This is a genomic window from Streptomyces sp. NPDC048420 (assembly GCF_040651535.1).
GTDB lineage: Bacteria > Actinomycetota > Actinomycetes > Streptomycetales > Streptomycetaceae > Streptomyces.
On the sequence record NZ_JBEZKG010000012.1, the window covers coordinates 268,222 to 283,116 of the forward strand.

Sequence of the window (14,895 nt, forward strand, 5' to 3'; positions counted from 1 at the left end):
GCGTACGTGAGGTGTCTGGTTTACGGCTCGAACTTGTACCCGAGACCGCGGACCGTCACCAGGTACCGCGGCGCGCCCGGGTCGGGCTCGATCTTGGCGCGCAGGCGCTTGACGTGGACGTCGAGGGTCTTGGTGTCGCCGACGTAGTCGGCGCCCCAGACGCGGTCGATGAGCTGCATGCGGGTCAGGACGCGGCCGGCGTTGCGCAGCAGCATCTCCAGCAGGTCGAACTCCTTGAGGGGCAGGTCGACCTTGGAGCCGGAGACCGTGACCACATGGCGGTCCACGTCCATGCGGACCGGACCGGCCTCCAGGGCGGCCGGGGTGACCTCCTCGGGCTCGCCGCGGCGGCGCAGGACGGCGCGGATGCGGGCGACCAGCTCGCGCGAGGAGAACGGCTTGGTGACATAGTCATCGGCTCCTATTTCCAGGCCGACGACCTTGTCGATCTCGCTGTCCTTGGCGGTCACCATGATGACGGGGACGTTGGATCGGCCGCGCAGCTGGCGGCACACCTCGGTGCCGGGCAGGCCCGGCAGCATCAGGTCGAGGAGGACGAGGTCGGCGCCGTTGCGCTCGAACTCGTCGAGTCCGTCGGGGCCGGTGGCCGCGATGGCGACCTCGAAGCCCTCCTTGCGGAGCATGTACGACAGGGCGTCGGAGAAGGACTCCTCGTCCTCGACGACGAGCACTCGGGTCACGGAAGGACCTCCGGGGCGGGAAGCGGGTCGTAAGAAGTCGACTCGGGGGTGGGCCCGTCCTCGTTGTCGAGGTCGGGGTGCTGGAGCGCGCGGTCGCGGGCCGCGCCCGCCTCCGGCAGCCTGAGGGTGAACGTGGAGCCCTGTCCCTCCGAGCTCCACACCGTGACCTCCCCGCCGTGCGAGGCGGCCACGTGCTTGACGATCGCGAGACCGAGGCCCGTGCCGCCGGTCTGGCGGGAGCGGGCCGGGTCGACGCGGTAGAAGCGCTCGAAGATGCGCTCCTTGTCCTTGTCGGAGATGCCGATGCCCTGGTCGGTGACGGCGACCTCGATCAGGTCGCCGCCGGGGACGGACACCCTGCGGGCGGCTATGCCGACGCGGGTGCGGGCGGGCGAGTAGTTGACGGCGTTCTCGACGAGGTTGCCGAGGGCGGCGGCGAGCTGGCCGCGGTTGCCCCAGACCCGCAGTTCGGCCGCGCCGGCCGCCGCCATGGTGATCTGCTTGGTGCCGGCCTGGTGGCGGCAGCGGTCGATGGCCTCGGCGACGAGCTCGTCCACGCGGACCGGCTCGGCGTCCTCCAGGGGGTCGTCGTTCTGGACCCGGGAGAGGTCGATGAGTTCCTGGACCAGGCTGGTCAGGCGGGTGGCCTCGATCTGCATGCGGCCGGCGAAGCGCTCCACGGCCTCCGGGTCCTCCGAGGCGTCCATGACGGCCTCGGACAGGAGGGAGAGCGCGCCGACGGGGGTCTTGAGCTCATGGCTGACGTTCGCGACGAAGTCGCGTCGTACCGCTTCTATGCGCCGGGCCTCGGTGAGGTCCTCCACGAGGAGCAGCACCAGCCGGGAGCCGAGGGGCGCGACGCGTGCGGAGACGGCGAGGGCCTCCCCGCGTCCGGTGCCGCGCCTGGGCAGATCCAGCTCGACCTGGCGTATCTCCCCGTCCCTCCGGGTGTCCCGGGCCATCTGGAGCATGGGCTCCACGGAGAGCTTGCCGCCGCGGACCAGCCCGAGGGCGTACGCGGCGGAGCTCGCCTTGACGACGGCGTCGGCCTCGTCGAGGACGACGGCCGAGGAGCGGAGCACGGAGAGGACGGTGTCCACGCCCGGCGGAAGCACCGGGTCCGTGTGCAGGGAGGAGCGGGTGGGGCGTTTCTGCTCCCGCTCGCTCCAGCGGAACGCCAGCATGGCGATGACACCGGTGAGCACACCGGCGATCGCTGCCGCTGCGGCGACCGCCGCGTTCACGTCCATGCCCCCAGGTTAGGCATGGGTTCGGTCCTGGCCACAGCCGTCCGAGTGGGAGCTCGAACACTCGTCGCCCAGAGTTCACCTTGGAGCCAGTGTTGGTTCATTTGGGAGGGCGGAAACGGACGCGTAGGGGGCGGAACGTGGGAGCGTGGGGTACGCAGCACCGGTTTCGCGGCCGGTTTTGGCCCCTGGAACCCACAGGAACCACGTACGAGAGGGAACCGAAGATGCGGGACGCGTACCACGAGGAACTTGATTCGATCGGCGACGGTCTGGTGGAGATGGCCCGCCTGGTCGGCTCGGCGATCGGACGCGCCACGACGGCCATCCTCGACTCCGACCTGAAGCTGGCCGAAAGCGTGATCGAGGCCGACCAGAAGGTGGACGACCTCCAGCACGACCTGGAGGCCAGGGCGATAGCGCTGCTCGCGCGGCAGCAGCCGGTGGCGACGGACCTGCGTATCGTCGTCACCTCCCTGCGGATGTCGGCCGACCTGGAGCGCTCCGGCGACCTCGCCCAGCACGTGGCGAAGCTGGCCCGGCTGCGCTTCCCCGAGAAGGCCATCCCCCACGACCTGCACGCGACCATCCTGGAGATGGGCCAGCTCGCGCAGCGCCTGATGGCGAAGGCGGCGGAGGTCATCATCACCAAGGACGTCGACCTCGCGCTCCAGCTGGAGCAGGACGACGACGAGATGGACCTGCTGCACCGCACGCTCTTCCAGCACCTGCTGGACGACAAGTGGAAGCACGGCATCGAGACGGCGGTGGACGTCACCCTCCTCGGCCGCTACTACGAGCGGTTCGCAGACCACGCGGTGTCGGTGGCCAAGCGTGTGGTGTACCTGGTGACGGGCGAGCACGCGGACGAGCTCCAGCAGGACATCCAGCCGGTGACGGGGGTGGAGAGCGCCTGATCCTGGCCTGACTCCGGCGCCTTCGGGGCTGTTCGGGGACTGCTTCGGGGGCTGTTCGGGGGCTGCTTCGGGGGCTGCTTCGGGGCGTGCGAGCCGCAGTGCGCCGTTGATGCGCCCAGTGGAGCGGGCATGCAATGGGTACGGGCCTGAGCCGACAGTCGGGACGTTCTGGCCCACGCCTCGAGGAGGGACCCATGGCCGAATCCCCCAGCACCCCCCAGCCCGACCCCACACAGCAACGCCCTACCGAGCAGCCCGCCCCGATCAGGACCCTGACGGTCGTCGGCGCGTGCGGCTGCGGTTCGGGGTGCGGGTGCGGGTGCCAGTCGGGCAATCCGTGTCAGTGCGGTTGAGTTTCGTACGGCTGCTTCGTACGGCTGCTTCGTACGGCGGTGAAGGGCTCCGGTGTTGCCACCGGGGCCCTTCGTCGTGTCGCCCCGGCCGGGTGGGAAGCGCAGCATGGAAGGAGCCGTACGGACTCAGGAGGTGCGAGCAATGTCGCGGTACATGGACGTACACCACGGGATGCAGGGCATCACGGCCGACCAGCTCAGGGAGGCCCACCAGGCCGACCTCGCGATAGAGAAGGAAGAGGGCGTGCACTTCGAGCGCGCCTGGGCGGACCCCGAGTCGGGAACCGTCTACTGCCTGTCCGAGGGCCCCTCGGCCGACGCGGTCCAGCGCATCCACGAACGCACGGGCCACAAGGCGGACGAGATCCACGAGGTGCCGCTGTCGGTCTGACGCGGCCGCCCGAGTATCGGTTGGAGCGGCGCCTGGACCGCCCGTAGGGTCCGCGCATGGACTGGCCGGCAGAGGTGCACGACCGTCACGACTCCCCCGAGCCACCGCCGGCCCAGCGCCTGCGGTCGGTCCAGGACCGTGTCCGCCCGGTGGACCGCGCGACGGACCGAGGAGCCAGCAACAAGATCATCCCTGGCCTCATCGCACTCCGTGAACACTTCGGCTGCTCTTCGAAGCGTGGCCCTGAGGAGTACTGGGTGGGTGGCTTCTACTCATGACGCCACCCACTCCACGCACCAACGCAACCTGCACGCCTTCCATGGATGATCGACCGCATGACGAAGAAGACGGTCCCGGGAGTTGACGGCGCCCGCGCGTGGAACGAGCGCCTGGCCTGGGCGTATCACCTGATCGCAGCGGATCCCGCCGAGCGTGCCGTCGCCCTGGACCGAGTGGACCGCGCCCGTGCGAAGACCCGGGCGGCGACAGCCCACTACAACGAAGTCTGGAGTGCGGCCAGCCGGTTCGGCCCCCACCCCAGGAAACGAATGGCGGCGAGGAAGGCTTTCGAGGAGGCCGCGAGCCGCTCTCTGCCCGAGGCCCTGTGGACCGGACGCGGCCATGCCGACCTCCGCAGGTGGCCGGGCCTGCCGTACGCGGTGCTGTACCTGGAGTGGGAGGCCCGCTATCCCCAGCAGTGGACACGGCACGCGAAGATGTGGGGCGTAAAACAGGCTTTGATACGGCAGTTGGCGACCGCCGACCACGACGCCGGTACGCGGGCGAAGCTGGTCGACCTCGTCGATCTGGTCGTGCGTCGGGCATACCGCTGCAAGGACCGCGAGTACGTACGCGTGGCCCGAGCCGTGGACGGCCCCGACCTGCGCGCCAGACTCACCGCGGCCCGTCACTCCCCGGACCCATGGGCTCAGCTTCACGCGGCCTACGTACTGTGGCTCCTCGACCACCCCGAGACCCCGAACACCCGGCACGTCTGGAAGACCTGGCTGAACGCGAACGCCCCCGTTCCGCGCCGTCGGCACGGGTCGGGGGCGTGATCGTGGGGATTGCTCAACCGCTACGCGCCGGGGGCCCGGTACTGGACTTGTCCGGCTTTGCGCAGGGCATCCATCGTTTCGTCGACGGTCAGGAGAACGGTCGTCTCAAACGAGCTGAGCGCACCGCCTCCGCTGATCGCCAGGGCGACCGCGGCCATGGAGACGTTGTCCGGGGCTTCCCACAAGTTGTAGCCGTCGCGGGTGCCGAACGCGTACCAGAAGCCGTGGAGCTTGCCGCCGACGGACTCGATGTACGACTGGGCGGCCTTTGCGCGGTCCTCGGGGTGGCCGATGAGTCTCGCCCAGGTCTCCGGCGTGTAGCTGAACCTCGATAGATAGAGCGGCATCATGTCTCCCTTTCGTCCCAGCAAGGGATGCCCCCGCAGGGGGTGACACGCCCCCGAGACCACACGCATCTCCCCCGAACGGCCGGATGTACCCCGGACAGCAAAGAGCCCCCTACCAGCGGACAACCCGCAGGCTGGGGGCTTCTTCGGCGTGGGCTACTTCTTCTTGCCCTGGTTCTTGACCGCCTCGATGGCCGCCGCGGCCGCCTCGGGGTCGAGGTACGTGCCGCCCGGGTTCAGTGGCTTGAAGTCGGCGTCCAACTCGTAGGACAGCGGGATGCCCGTCGGGATGTTCAGGCCCGCGATGTCGGCGTCCGAGATGCCGTCGAGGTGCTTGACCAGGGCGCGGAGGCTGTTGCCGTGGGCCGCGACCAGGACCGTGCGGCCGGCCAGGAGGTCGGGGACGATGCCGTCGTACCAGTACGGGAGCATGCGCAGGACGACGTCCTTCAGGCACTCCGTGCGGGGGCGCAGCTCCGGGGGGATCGTCGCGTAGCGCGGGTCCGACGCCTGGGAGAACTCGGAGTCGTCCGACAGCGGCGGGGGCGGAGTGTCGTAGGAGCGGCGCCACAGCATGAACTGCTCCTCGCCGAACTCCGCGAGGGTCTGGGCCTTGTCCTTGCCCTGGAGGGCGCCGTAGTGGCGCTCGTTCAGGCGCCAGGAGCGGTGGACCGGGATCCAGTGGCGGTCGGCGGATTCGAGGGCCAGCTGGGCCGTGCGGATCGCGCGCTTCTGGAGGGACGTGTGGACCACGTCGGGCAGGAGGTCGGCGTCCTTCAGGAGTTCGCCGCCGCGGACTGCCTCCTTCTCGCCCTTCTCGTTGAGGTTGACGTCCACCCAGCCGGTGAACAGGTTCTTCGCGTTCCATTCGCTCTCGCCGTGGCGGAGGAGGATCAGCTTGTACGGTGCGTCGGCCATGCGTATGAGCGTAATCCACGCCTTCGGTACGGGTAGTGCCCGCTCGACAGACGGACGGTTGACGGGATCTGTTAATTGAGTGGCCCGCGGTCCCCTCGCCTTCGTAAGTTGTGCTTGCCATCTGGGGCACTTACACACGTGGGGGACCGTCCATGCCGCTCGCCGCCCTGAGACGCGCCACCCACGAGACCGTCTCCGGGCTCCCCCGCGCGTTCTGGTGGCTGTGGACGAGCACCCTCGTCAACCGGCTCGGGGCCTTCGTCGCCACCTTCATGGCGCTGTACCTGACCATCGACCGCGGCTACTCCGCCTCCTACGCCGGTCTCGTCGCCTCGCTGCACGGCCTGGGCGGAGTCGTCTCGTCGATCGGGGCCGGGGTGATGACCGACCGGCTCGGGCGGCGGCCCACCCTGCTCGTGGCCCAGGCGTCGACCGCCGCCTCCGTCGCGCTGCTCGGCTTCATGCACCACCCCGTCGCCATCGCCGCCGTCGCCTTCCTCGTCGGCATGACCTCCAACGCCTCCCGGCCGGCCGTGCAGGCGATGATGGCCGACATCGTGCGGCCCGAGGACCGGGTCCGGGCCTTCTCGCTCAACTACTGGGCCATCAACCTCGGCTTCGCCGTCTCCTCCATGGCCGCCGGGTTCATCGCCGAGTACAGCTATCTCGCGGGCTTTCTCATCGAGGCCGGGATGACCGCCGTCTGCGCGGTCGTCGTCTTCCTCAAGCTGCCCGAGTCCCAGCCCGCCGCCCCGCACACCGAGAAGACCACCGACGACGTCCGCCTCGGCACCGTCCTGCGCGACGGACGGTTCATGAGTGTCGTCGGGCTGTCCTTCCTCGTCGCCGTGGTCTTCCAGCAGGGCTCCATCGGGCTGCCCGTCGCGATGGGCGCGGCCGGGTTCACGCCCGCCGACTACGGGCTCGCCATCGCCCTCAACGGGGTGCTGATCGTCGCGCTGCAGATCCCGGTGACCCGGTTCATCCAGGACCGGGACCCCCAGCGGCTGCTCGTCGTCTCGTCCCTGCTCGCGGGATACGGCTTCGGGCTCACCGCCTTCGCCGGGTCCGTCGGTCTGTTCGCGCTCACGGTGTGCGTGTGGACGCTCGGCGAGATGATCAACGCGCCGACGCAGACCGGACTCGTCGTCCGGCTCTCCCCCGCCCACGGCCGCGGCCGCTACCAGGGCATGTACACGCTGTCCTGGTCGGTCGCCGCGCTCGTGGCGCCCCTGATGTCCGGCTTCGTCATCGACCACTACGGCGCCGCCTGGCTGTGGGGGCTGTGCGCGCTCGTCGGGACGGTCGCGGCGGCGGGGTACGCGGCTCTGATGCGGAGCCTCCCGGCCGGGGACAAGGGCGGCGAGATGGCCCCCACGACTCCGAAGGCGGAGGTCGAGGCCGCCTGACCTCCGCCCCGTCTTCCGCGACTTCTCCCTGCCCAGCCGTACGACGCGGTATACAAGAAGCGGCGGTGAGGGGGCCGTTGGGGCCGCCGGGGTGGGAGAGACGCGCACATGACCGACAGTTCCGCGAGTGCCTCGGGCCCAGAGCTGGTCTTCGTCAGCCACGCGGGGCCGGACGGGCAGTGGGCCGAGTGGGTCGCCTGGCATCTTCTGGAGGCCGGGTACGAGATCGAGCTGGACCTGTGGGACTGGCCCACCGGCGACGACTTCGTGAAGCGGATGAACGACGCGCTGGAGCGCGCCTCGGCTGTCGTCGCCCTGTTCTCCCCCGACTACTTCGCCACCGGGCGGTATACGGAGGAGGAGTGGACCTCCGTGGTGGCCCGACGGGGGCGCTTCGTGCCGCTGGTCGTCAAGGAGATGGCCAAGGACGAACTGCCGGCCATCCTCGCGCCGCGCATCCGCACCGACCTGTACGCGATCGAGGACGAGACCGCAGCCGTCCAGGCCCTGCTAAAGGCCGTAGAACCGCCCCAGCGCCCCACCGAGAAGCCGGATCATCCCCTGGCCACGCCCGCGCGGCGGGGCACGGGCGGTACCCAGCCCCGGTTCCCGCCTCGGGCCGACTGGCCCGAGGTGTGGGACGTACGACGGCTGCGCAACCCGCACTTCACCGGGCGGGACGCCGTCATCGAGGCGGTGCGGCGGGCGGTGTTGGCCGAACGGCGGACCTCCGTCCAGGCGCTGCACGGAGCCGGCGGGATCGGCAAGACGCAGGTGGCACTGGAGTACGCGTACCGGTTCGCCGAGCAATACGACCTGGTGTGGTGGGTGGACGCCGAACAGACCGAACAGGTCCCGGCCCGCTACGCGGAACTGGCGGCCCAGGTCGGCGAGGCCAAGCCGGATGCAGGCGCCGAGACCAACGCCAGGTACGCACTGGAGTACCTGCGCACCCACGACCGCTGGCTCATCGTCCTGGACAACGCCGAGGATCCTCGGCAACTGCGTGCCTGGTTGCCGGAGGGCTCCGGCCATGTGCTGATCACGGCACGCGACCCGGCGTGGAAAAGGATCGTGCCGGATCTCGCGCTGGGGGTCTTCAGCCGCAAGGAGTCGCTCACCTACCTCGAACGCCAACTGCCCACGGTGACCGAGCAGACGGCCGACGCCCTCGCCGACGCCCTCGGCGACCTGCCACTCGCACTGGCACAGGCCGCCGGTGCGCTCAGTGAGGGCACGCCTCCCGACCACTACCTCCAGTTGCTCAGGACGAACACCGCCGAGCTCCTCAACGACGGCGAGGTCTACGACTACCCGGTCTCGGTGGCGGCCACAGTCATGTTCGCCGCCGACCGCCTGGACACGGGCCACCCCGAGGCCGCGGCGGTGCTGCGCCTGGCGGCGTTCCTGGGGCCGGAGCCCATTCCGACGAAGTGGCTGGTCAAGGCACGCGCGACGCTGAGCACCGTGCCCGGGGACCCGCAGGACATCCGGTGGCCTCGCAGCGCGCTCCAGCCACTCGCGCAGTACGGGCTGGCCGTGGTCGGGCCCGACGCCTTCCAGGTGCACCGGCTCACCCAGGCCGTCGTACGCCATGTCAGCGCCGACCAGGCCGAGGGGCCGGTTCAGGACGTCGCCGCGCTGTTGGCCACACTCGATCCCGGTGACCCGGAACTGCCCGAAACGTGGCCGGAGTGGTCATCGCTCACCCAGCATCTGACAGCGACGCTGGACACGATGATCTACAGAGCCGAGCTGCGGCCGGCGCTGCTGACGGCCGCCACCTACCTCATCCGCAACGCCCAGCACGATGCAGCGCACAATCTCGCCCGGACTCTGCGCGAGACCTGGAAGGCCTCACTGAGCGAGGACGACCCCGACACGCTGCGTGCGGCGCACCTGGTGGCCGTGGCCCTGAACGAGATGGCCAGATTCGAAGAGGCTCTGCCACTCATCGAGGACCTCCTGCAGCGGCGGCGCCGAGTGCTGGGGGAAGAGCATCCCGACACCCTGAGCTCGACCCACGACCTGGGCATCGCCCTGGGCGGCCTGGACCGGGATGCCGAGTCGTACGCCATCCTTCGGGACGTGGCGACGCGTCGCGCGTCGGTCCTGGGGGAAAACCACATCGACGTCCTTCGCTCCATCGCCAATTACGCGTATCCCCTGGTGGCCCTCGGCCGTCCGCAGGAAGCCCACCAAGTGTTGACGGATGTCCTGGCCCGATACCGGCGTACGTCGAACGAGGACCACCCCACCGCTCTCGACGCCTCGAACTACCTGGGCGTCGTCCTGTCTCATCTCGGCAGACACGTCGAGGCACTGCATGTCCACAGTGAGGTCCTGTCCCGGCGTCGGCAGTTGCTGGGCGACAGACACGAGGACACGCTCAACAGCGCCGCGCATCTCGGCAGAGCACTCCTGGCCAACAGGCAGTACGCTGCGGCGGAACAGCTCCTGCGGTCCACTCGCACCCTCATTCGGGAATCTCTCAGAGCCAACCACAGGATGCGTGATGTCGTCACCCGCGGCCTGGCCGAAGCCCTGGAACTACAGGGCAAGACCCACGACGCCCAACGCCTCCGCGCCTCCCTCAAACACAAGAGATCACCGAAGAAACGCCCGCGCTGACCTCACGGATGCATCCACGCACCCTTGAGCACCTTGTCCACCGCGTTGCGCGGCCCGTACACCGCGAGCCCCACCAGGTCCAGGTCCGCCGTGGCGACGGCCCGGACCGCCGCCCGGTTGTCCCGGTCGTTGCCCGTCGCGAACAGGTCGCTCGTGAAGAGGGCGCGGGGGAGGGAGCGGGACAGCACGCGTGCGTGGGCCGCCGTCAGGACCTCCTTGGTGCCCTCGAAGACCAGCACCGGCTGCCGGAACATGGGCAGATAGGGCACTCCGTCGGCGTCCTCGTAGGGCTCGCCGATCACCTCGGGGGCCTCGGCGCCCAGGCCGCTGACCAGGAACGAGGTGACGTTCAGGCGCTGCCAGGTCTCCAGGTCCTCGCGCAGCAGGACGGCGATCTTGGTGTCGAAGCGGATGGGTTCATCGTTCATACGATGAGACTGGCGGCCGTCGTACGGCCTCGTCTTGTACGTTCTTTGCATGACCGCGCGGCAAGAGGTCACCGCCTGGCGCCCAGCCGTCCCGGGCGTCACCGAGGTCTTCCACGCCCGTTTCACCGAGTACGCCTATCCGATGCACGTGCACGAGGCGTGGACGCTGCTCATCGTGGACGACGGGGCCGTACGGTACGACCTGGAGCGGCACCAGCACGGCACGCCGGGCGACACCGTGTCCCTGCTGCCGCCGCACGTCCCGCACAACGGGTCCCCGGTGAGCCCGGACGGCTTCCGCAAGCGGGTCGTCTACCTCGACGGCACGCATCTGGGCGACGACCTGATCGGGCCCGCCGTCGACGGTCCCGATCTGCGGAATCCCGTACTGCGGCGGCGGGTAGGGCAGTTGCACACGGCGCTGGCCGGGCCCGGTGAGGAGTTCGAGGCGGAGAGCCGGCTGACGCTCATCGGCGACCGGCTCAGGACACTGCTCCGGCCGCGGCTGTACGACGAGCCGCCGCGCCGCGACCCCGCCCTGGCGCGCCGACTGCGCGAACTCCTCGACGAGCGGGTGGCGGAGGGGCTCTCCCTGGAGGAGGCCTCGGGAGTCGTACAGGCTCATCCGGCGCATCTCGTACGGGCGTTCAGCACCGCCTACGGCATCGCGCCCCACCAGTACCTGACCGCGCGGCGGATCGACCGGGCCCGGCGTCTGCTGCTCGGCGGTCAGGGGCCCGCCGAGGTCGCCGCGCTCACCGGTTTCCACGACCAGGCCCATCTCACCCGGCATTTCAAGCGGTTGGTGGGGGTGACGCCGGGGCGCTACCGGGTGAGCGCGAGGAGATCTACGGAAGGCGTCCGTCCGGTGATCGTCGGCGGTTAGCGTCGCCGGCATGGATGACAGACAGAACTCCTTACCGTTCAGACGTCTCTCCGTCGCCGTCGCGGGGGCGGCCGTCCTGGTCGCCGTCAGTGTGGGCGGTGCCCTCGCCGCGAGCTCGGACGACGAGCCCAGCGCCGAGCCGAGTGTGTCGAGCTCCCTTCCGCCGGACGAGAGCGGAACCGACGGCGGCACGGTCGGGGGCAGCGGCGGCACGGTCGGCGGCAGCGGCGACACCGAAGGCGGTGTCACCGGCGGCACCGACCCCAGTCCCAGCCCCACCTCCACGTCCCCCGACGAACCCACGGAGGAACCCTCCGAAGGGCCCACCGGGGAACCCTCCGCTCCGAGCGACGACCTGGAGGAGCTCAACCGCCGTATCGCCGAGCTCGACAGGAAGGTCGACGAACTGCCCACCAAGAAGGAACTCGCCGACGCGCTGCGGGCCTTCGCGGACCAGCTGGACAAGCACTCGCTTCCGCCGGACCCGTCGTAGCAGCGAGCGGGGTCAGTCCTGCGCGCGCTGCGTCAGATGCGCGAACGCGTCCAGGTTGCGCGTGGACTCGCCCCGGGCCACCCGCCACTCGTACTCCTTGCGGATCGCGGTGGCGAAACCCAGCTCCAGCAGGGTGTTGAAGCTGCCGTCGGCCGCCTCCAGGACCTGGCCGAGGAGGCGGTCGACCTCGTCGGCGGTGACCGCGGCGAGCGGGAGTTTGCCGGCGAGGTAGATGTCGCCGAGCGGGTCCACGGCGTAACCGACGCCGTACAGCTTGAGGTTGCGCTCCAGGAGCCAGCGGTGGACGCCGGGTTCGTTCTCGTCGGGGTGGCGGATGACGAAGGCGTTCAGCGACAGGGAGTGGCGGCCCACCAGCAGGGACACCGTCGTCTTCAGCTTCCGGGTGCCGGGGAGCTGGACGACGTAGTTGCCGGGTGCGGGGCTCTCCCACTCCAGCTCGGCGTCCTTCAGAACGCCCTCGATGACCTGCGCCGCCTTCTCTGCCTCAGCCATGGTGGGAGCGTACGTGACGCCGGTACGACTGGGCCGCGGCCATGTACACGTCCGCCGTCGCCGCGGCCGCGGTGTCCCAGCCGAAGGACCGGGCGTGCCGGGCGGCCGCCGCGCCCATGCGGGGCGAGAGCTCCGGGTTGTCGGCGAAGTCGCGCAGCACGCGCGCGTAGGCGGCCGGATCGTGGCCTCGTACGAGGAAGCCGGTCCGTTCGTCGGCGACCGCCACCGGCAGCCCGCCGACCGCCGCCGCGAGCACCGGGGTGCCGGCCGCCTGGGCCTCTATGGCGACCAGGCCGAAGGACTCGCTGTAGGAGGGCATGACCAGCACGGAAGCGGCCCGGAACCAGTCGGCGAGCTGCTCCTGGCCGACGGGCGGGTGGAACCGTACGACATCCGCGATGCCGAGGCGGGAGGCCAGCTTCTGCAGGCCCTCCGGCTTGGCGAGACCGCTGCCGCTGAGGCCGCCGACGACCGGGACGAGGATGCGGGAGCGGAGGTCGGGGCGTTCGTCGAGGAGGACGGCCACCGCGCGCAGGAGGACGTCCGGGGCCTTGAGGGGCTGGATGCGGCCCGCGAAAAGAGGGATCAGGGCGTCCTGGGGGAGGCCGAGGCGGGCGCGGGCCGCTGCTCGGCCGTCCGCCGGACGGAAGCGGTCGAGGTTCACGCCGGGGTGGACGACGGCGACCTTGCCGGGGTCGGCGTCGTAGTGCCGTACGAGCTCCTCGCGCTCCTCCGCGGTGTTCGCGATGAGGCGGTCGGCGGCGGCCACGATCTGGGTCTCGCCGATGACGCGGGCGGCGGGCTCGGGGGTGTCGCCGTCGGCGAGGTTGGCGTTCTTGACCTTGGCCATGGTGTGCATGGCGTGCACGAGCGGGGTGCCCCAGCGCTGGGCGGCGAGCCAGCCGACGTGGCCGGAGAGCCAGTAGTGCGAGTGGACCAGGTCGTAGTGGCCGGGGCGGTGGCCGGCCCACGCCTGCATCACGCCGTGGGTGAAGGCGCACAGCTGGGCGGGGAGGTCTTCCTTGTTGAGGCCTTCGTAGGGGCCCGCGTCGATGTGGCGGACCAGGACGCCGGGGGCCATCTCGACGGTCGGGGGGAGACCGCCCGTCGTCGCGCGCGTGAAGATCTCGACCTCGATGTTGATCGCGGCGAGCCGCTGGGCGAGTTCGACGATGTATACGTTCATGCCGCCCGCGTCGCCGGTACCCGGCTGGTGGAGCGGTGAGGTGTGCACGGAGAGCATGGCGACGCGGCGGGGGCGGCGGTGCAGGCGCAACCGGTGGGGTGCGGCCTGGGAGCGACGCTGGAGCCTGCTGACGTACTGGCTCACGTGGCGTTCCTCCTTGCTGCGGGCATGCCGGGCGAAGGGTGTGGGGCACCCTCCAAGGGGGTCCAACAGCGGAGGGCGGCATTCCCATTCCGGGGATGGTGCTTTTTACCGAAGGATTACCGCTTGTCGCTCAACCGTTCGATGACGGGGTGCGTGGAGCGCACGGCGGCCTGCGGCCCGCCGCATACCCTCGTAGGCATGACTCCCCGCGCCCCCTCCCGCCCGGTGGGCACGGTCACGCGCGGGACGACCAATCCGAACCGGCTGCGCCGGATGGACCGCTGGATCGCGGCGACGCACGGCGCGGAGCTGCGCCGGGCCGCCGATCCGGTCGCCGTCGACCTCGGGTACGGCGCCGCGCCCTGGACGGCCGTCGAGCTGCTCACCCGGCTGCGCGAGGTCGCTCCACGCGTGCGCGTGGCCGGCGTCGAGATCGAACCGGCGCGGGTCGCGGCGGCGAAGCCTTACGAGCGGGAGGGGCTCGTCTTCCGGCACGGCGGGTTCGAGATCCCTCTCCCCCAGCGGCCGCTGCTCATCCGGGCGGCCAACGTGCTGCGCCAGTACGACGAGGCCGAGGTGGCCGCCGCATGGGAGCGGCTGTGCGCGCGGCTGGCGCCTGCCGATCCGGTACGGGGGTCCCGTGGCGGACTGCTTGTCGAGGGGACCTGCGACGAGATCGGGCGGCGGCACGTGTGGGTCGCGCTCGGTCCCGAGGGGCCGCGGACGGTCACCTTCGCGGCCCGGCTGGGGTCCCTGGAGCGGCCTTCCGACCTCGCCGAGCGGCTGCCGAAGGCACTGATCCACCGCAATGTCCCGGGCGAGCCGGTGCACTCCTTCCTGCGCGACTTCGACCGCGCGTGGGCGGCCGCCGCGCCCTACGCGTCGTACGGCGCCCGGCAGCGGTGGATCAGGACGGCACGGGACCTGACGACCGACTGGCCGGTGGCGGACGGGCCTTCACGGTGGCGGCAGGGGGAAGTGACGGTGGCGTGGGGGGCGTTGGCGCCGGGGGCTTGAGCTGCGGGGGTGCGGGGGTGCGAGGGCTTGAGCTGCGGGGGTGCGGGGGTGCGAGGGCTTGAGCTGCGGGGATGCGGGGGCTTGGGCTACGTGAGCCGGGGGAGCTCGCGGCGGCGCGCAGGAAGCGGGGATGTGCACGCGAGTGAACCGTGGGAAGCGCGGAAGCGCGGAAGCGCGGAAGCGCGGAAGCGCGGAAGCGCGGAAGCGCGGAAGCGCGGAAGCGCGGAAGCGCGGAAGCGCGGAAGCGCGGAAGCGC

Annotated in this window: 16 protein-coding genes; 9 read left to right on the plus strand and 7 right to left on the minus strand. The window is 70.6% G+C overall.

The genetic code is table 11. The annotated features are described in order from the left end of the window. Positions 1-20 precede the first annotated feature (20 nt). Positions 21-701, minus strand: a complete 681-nt coding sequence (locus AB0D34_RS24255) for a response regulator transcription factor (protein WP_007382946.1) — start codon at positions 699-701, stop codon at positions 21-23. Next, positions 698-1,951, minus strand: a complete 1,254-nt coding sequence (locus AB0D34_RS24260) for an ATP-binding protein (RefSeq protein ID WP_362664633.1) — start codon at positions 1,949-1,951, stop codon at positions 698-700. The genes AB0D34_RS24255 and AB0D34_RS24260 overlap by 4 nt, the downstream gene beginning before the upstream one ends. A 224-nt stretch (positions 1,952-2,175) precedes the next feature. On the opposite strand from AB0D34_RS24260, the gene phoU reads away from it, so the two are divergent. The 4 genes from phoU to AB0D34_RS24280 all read left to right on the plus strand — a co-directional run bounded on the left by phoU (position 2,176) and on the right by AB0D34_RS24280 (position 4,667). Continuing rightward, a complete protein-coding gene (gene phoU / locus AB0D34_RS24265) occupies positions 2,176-2,865 on the plus strand; it encodes a phosphate signaling complex protein PhoU (RefSeq protein WP_362664635.1) in 690 nt (229 codons plus the stop codon). A 495-nt stretch (positions 2,866-3,360) separates the two neighbouring features. Beyond that, positions 3,361-3,609: an SCO4226 family nickel-binding protein gene (locus AB0D34_RS24270; RefSeq protein WP_362664637.1), complete on the plus strand. Its 249-nt coding sequence runs from the start codon at positions 3,361-3,363 to the stop codon at positions 3,607-3,609. A 56-nt stretch (positions 3,610-3,665) separates the two neighbouring features. Then, a complete protein-coding gene (locus AB0D34_RS24275) occupies positions 3,666-3,887 on the plus strand; it encodes a hypothetical protein (RefSeq protein ID WP_362664639.1) in 222 nt (73 codons plus the stop codon). Between the two features lie 57 nt (positions 3,888-3,944). Beyond that, positions 3,945-4,667, plus strand: coding sequence for a hypothetical protein (locus AB0D34_RS24280; RefSeq protein ID WP_362664641.1), 723 nt, complete (start codon positions 3,945-3,947; stop codon positions 4,665-4,667). A 20-nt stretch (positions 4,668-4,687) separates the two neighbouring features. On the opposite strand, the gene AB0D34_RS24285 is transcribed toward AB0D34_RS24280, so the two are convergent. Next, positions 4,688-5,014: a GYD domain-containing protein gene (locus AB0D34_RS24285; protein ID WP_055715829.1), complete on the minus strand. Its 327-nt coding sequence runs from the start codon at positions 5,012-5,014 to the stop codon at positions 4,688-4,690. Between the two features lie 156 nt (positions 5,015-5,170). Beyond that, positions 5,171-5,932, minus strand: coding sequence for a phosphoglyceromutase (locus AB0D34_RS24290; protein ID WP_362664643.1), 762 nt, complete (start codon positions 5,930-5,932; stop codon positions 5,171-5,173). Between the two features lie 152 nt (positions 5,933-6,084). On the opposite strand from AB0D34_RS24290, the gene AB0D34_RS24295 reads away from it, so the two are divergent. Together AB0D34_RS24295 and fxsT are read left to right on the plus strand one after the other, a co-directional pair. Continuing rightward, positions 6,085-7,341, plus strand: coding sequence for an MFS transporter (locus AB0D34_RS24295; RefSeq protein WP_362664645.1), 1,257 nt, complete (start codon positions 6,085-6,087; stop codon positions 7,339-7,341). Positions 7,342-7,449: 108 nt separating this feature from the next. Beyond that, the gene (gene fxsT / locus AB0D34_RS24300; RefSeq protein ID WP_362664647.1) at positions 7,450-9,972 is read left to right on the plus strand and encodes an FxSxx-COOH system tetratricopeptide repeat protein; all 2,523 of its coding nucleotides are present in this window, start codon (positions 7,450-7,452) and stop codon (positions 9,970-9,972) included. A gap of 2 nt (positions 9,973-9,974) precedes the next feature. Here the strand turns inward: fxsT and AB0D34_RS24305 are convergent, their stop codons facing one another. Next, complete coding sequence (locus AB0D34_RS24305) at positions 9,975-10,400, minus strand: DUF2000 domain-containing protein (protein WP_362664649.1); 426 nt, start codon at positions 10,398-10,400, stop codon at positions 9,975-9,977. A gap of 49 nt (positions 10,401-10,449) precedes the next feature. Between AB0D34_RS24305 and AB0D34_RS24310 the strand changes: the two genes are divergently transcribed. Continuing rightward, on the plus strand, positions 10,450-11,286 hold the full coding sequence (locus AB0D34_RS24310; protein WP_362664651.1) for an AraC family transcriptional regulator: 837 nt from the start codon (positions 10,450-10,452) through the stop codon (positions 11,284-11,286). A gap of 10 nt (positions 11,287-11,296) precedes the next feature. Beyond that, the gene (locus AB0D34_RS24315; RefSeq protein ID WP_362664653.1) at positions 11,297-11,779 is read left to right on the plus strand and encodes a hypothetical protein; all 483 of its coding nucleotides are present in this window, start codon (positions 11,297-11,299) and stop codon (positions 11,777-11,779) included. Positions 11,780-11,791: 12 nt separating this feature from the next. On the opposite strand, the gene AB0D34_RS24320 is transcribed toward AB0D34_RS24315, so the two are convergent. Both AB0D34_RS24320 and mshA read right to left on the minus strand, forming a co-directional pair. Further along, entirely contained in the window at positions 11,792-12,292 is a 501-nt protein-coding gene (locus tag AB0D34_RS24320; protein WP_362664655.1) for a YbjN domain-containing protein, read from the minus strand. Further along, complete coding sequence (gene mshA / locus AB0D34_RS24325; protein ID WP_362664657.1) at positions 12,285-13,622, minus strand: D-inositol-3-phosphate glycosyltransferase; 1,338 nt, start codon at positions 13,620-13,622, stop codon at positions 12,285-12,287. Before mshA ends, AB0D34_RS24320 begins: the two co-directional genes overlap by 8 nt. A 198-nt stretch (positions 13,623-13,820) precedes the next feature. Between mshA and AB0D34_RS24330 the strand changes: the two genes are divergently transcribed. Next, positions 13,821-14,639 carry a class I SAM-dependent methyltransferase gene (locus AB0D34_RS24330; protein WP_362664659.1) on the plus strand — a complete coding sequence of 273 codons (819 nt, stop codon included), beginning with the start codon at positions 13,821-13,823 and terminating at the stop codon, positions 14,637-14,639. Positions 14,640-14,895: the final 256 nt, after the last annotated feature.

What these genes read in the sequence shown, in the direction of transcription:
- AB0D34_RS24320 (WP_362664655.1), bottom strand. Translation starts at nt 12,292, where the DNA reads ATGGCTGAGGCAGAGAAGGCGGCGCAGGTCATCGAGGGCGTTCTGAAG.
- AB0D34_RS24310 (WP_362664651.1), top strand. Translation starts at nt 10,450, where the DNA reads ATGACCGCGCGGCAAGAGGTCACCGCCTGGCGCCCAGCCGTCCCGGGC.
- AB0D34_RS24285 (WP_055715829.1), bottom strand. Translation starts at nt 5,014, where the DNA reads ATGCCGCTCTATCTATCGAGGTTCAGCTACACGCCGGAGACCTGGGCG.
- phoU (WP_362664635.1), top strand. Translation starts at nt 2,176, where the DNA reads ATGCGGGACGCGTACCACGAGGAACTTGATTCGATCGGCGACGGTCTG.
- fxsT (WP_362664647.1), top strand. Translation starts at nt 7,450, where the DNA reads ATGACCGACAGTTCCGCGAGTGCCTCGGGCCCAGAGCTGGTCTTCGTC.
- AB0D34_RS24270 (WP_362664637.1), top strand. Translation starts at nt 3,361, where the DNA reads ATGTCGCGGTACATGGACGTACACCACGGGATGCAGGGCATCACGGCC.
- AB0D34_RS24290 (WP_362664643.1), bottom strand. Translation starts at nt 5,932, where the DNA reads ATGGCCGACGCACCGTACAAGCTGATCCTCCTCCGCCACGGCGAGAGC.
- AB0D34_RS24280 (WP_362664641.1), top strand. Translation starts at nt 3,945, where the DNA reads ATGACGAAGAAGACGGTCCCGGGAGTTGACGGCGCCCGCGCGTGGAAC.
- AB0D34_RS24315 (WP_362664653.1), top strand. Translation starts at nt 11,297, where the DNA reads ATGGATGACAGACAGAACTCCTTACCGTTCAGACGTCTCTCCGTCGCC.
- AB0D34_RS24305 (WP_362664649.1), bottom strand. Translation starts at nt 10,400, where the DNA reads ATGAACGATGAACCCATCCGCTTCGACACCAAGATCGCCGTCCTGCTG.
- AB0D34_RS24330 (WP_362664659.1), top strand. Translation starts at nt 13,821, where the DNA reads ATGACTCCCCGCGCCCCCTCCCGCCCGGTGGGCACGGTCACGCGCGGG.
- AB0D34_RS24295 (WP_362664645.1), top strand. Translation starts at nt 6,085, where the DNA reads ATGCCGCTCGCCGCCCTGAGACGCGCCACCCACGAGACCGTCTCCGGG.
- AB0D34_RS24260 (WP_362664633.1), bottom strand. Translation starts at nt 1,951, where the DNA reads ATGGACGTGAACGCGGCGGTCGCCGCAGCGGCAGCGATCGCCGGTGTG.
- AB0D34_RS24275 (WP_362664639.1), top strand. Translation starts at nt 3,666, where the DNA reads ATGGACTGGCCGGCAGAGGTGCACGACCGTCACGACTCCCCCGAGCCA.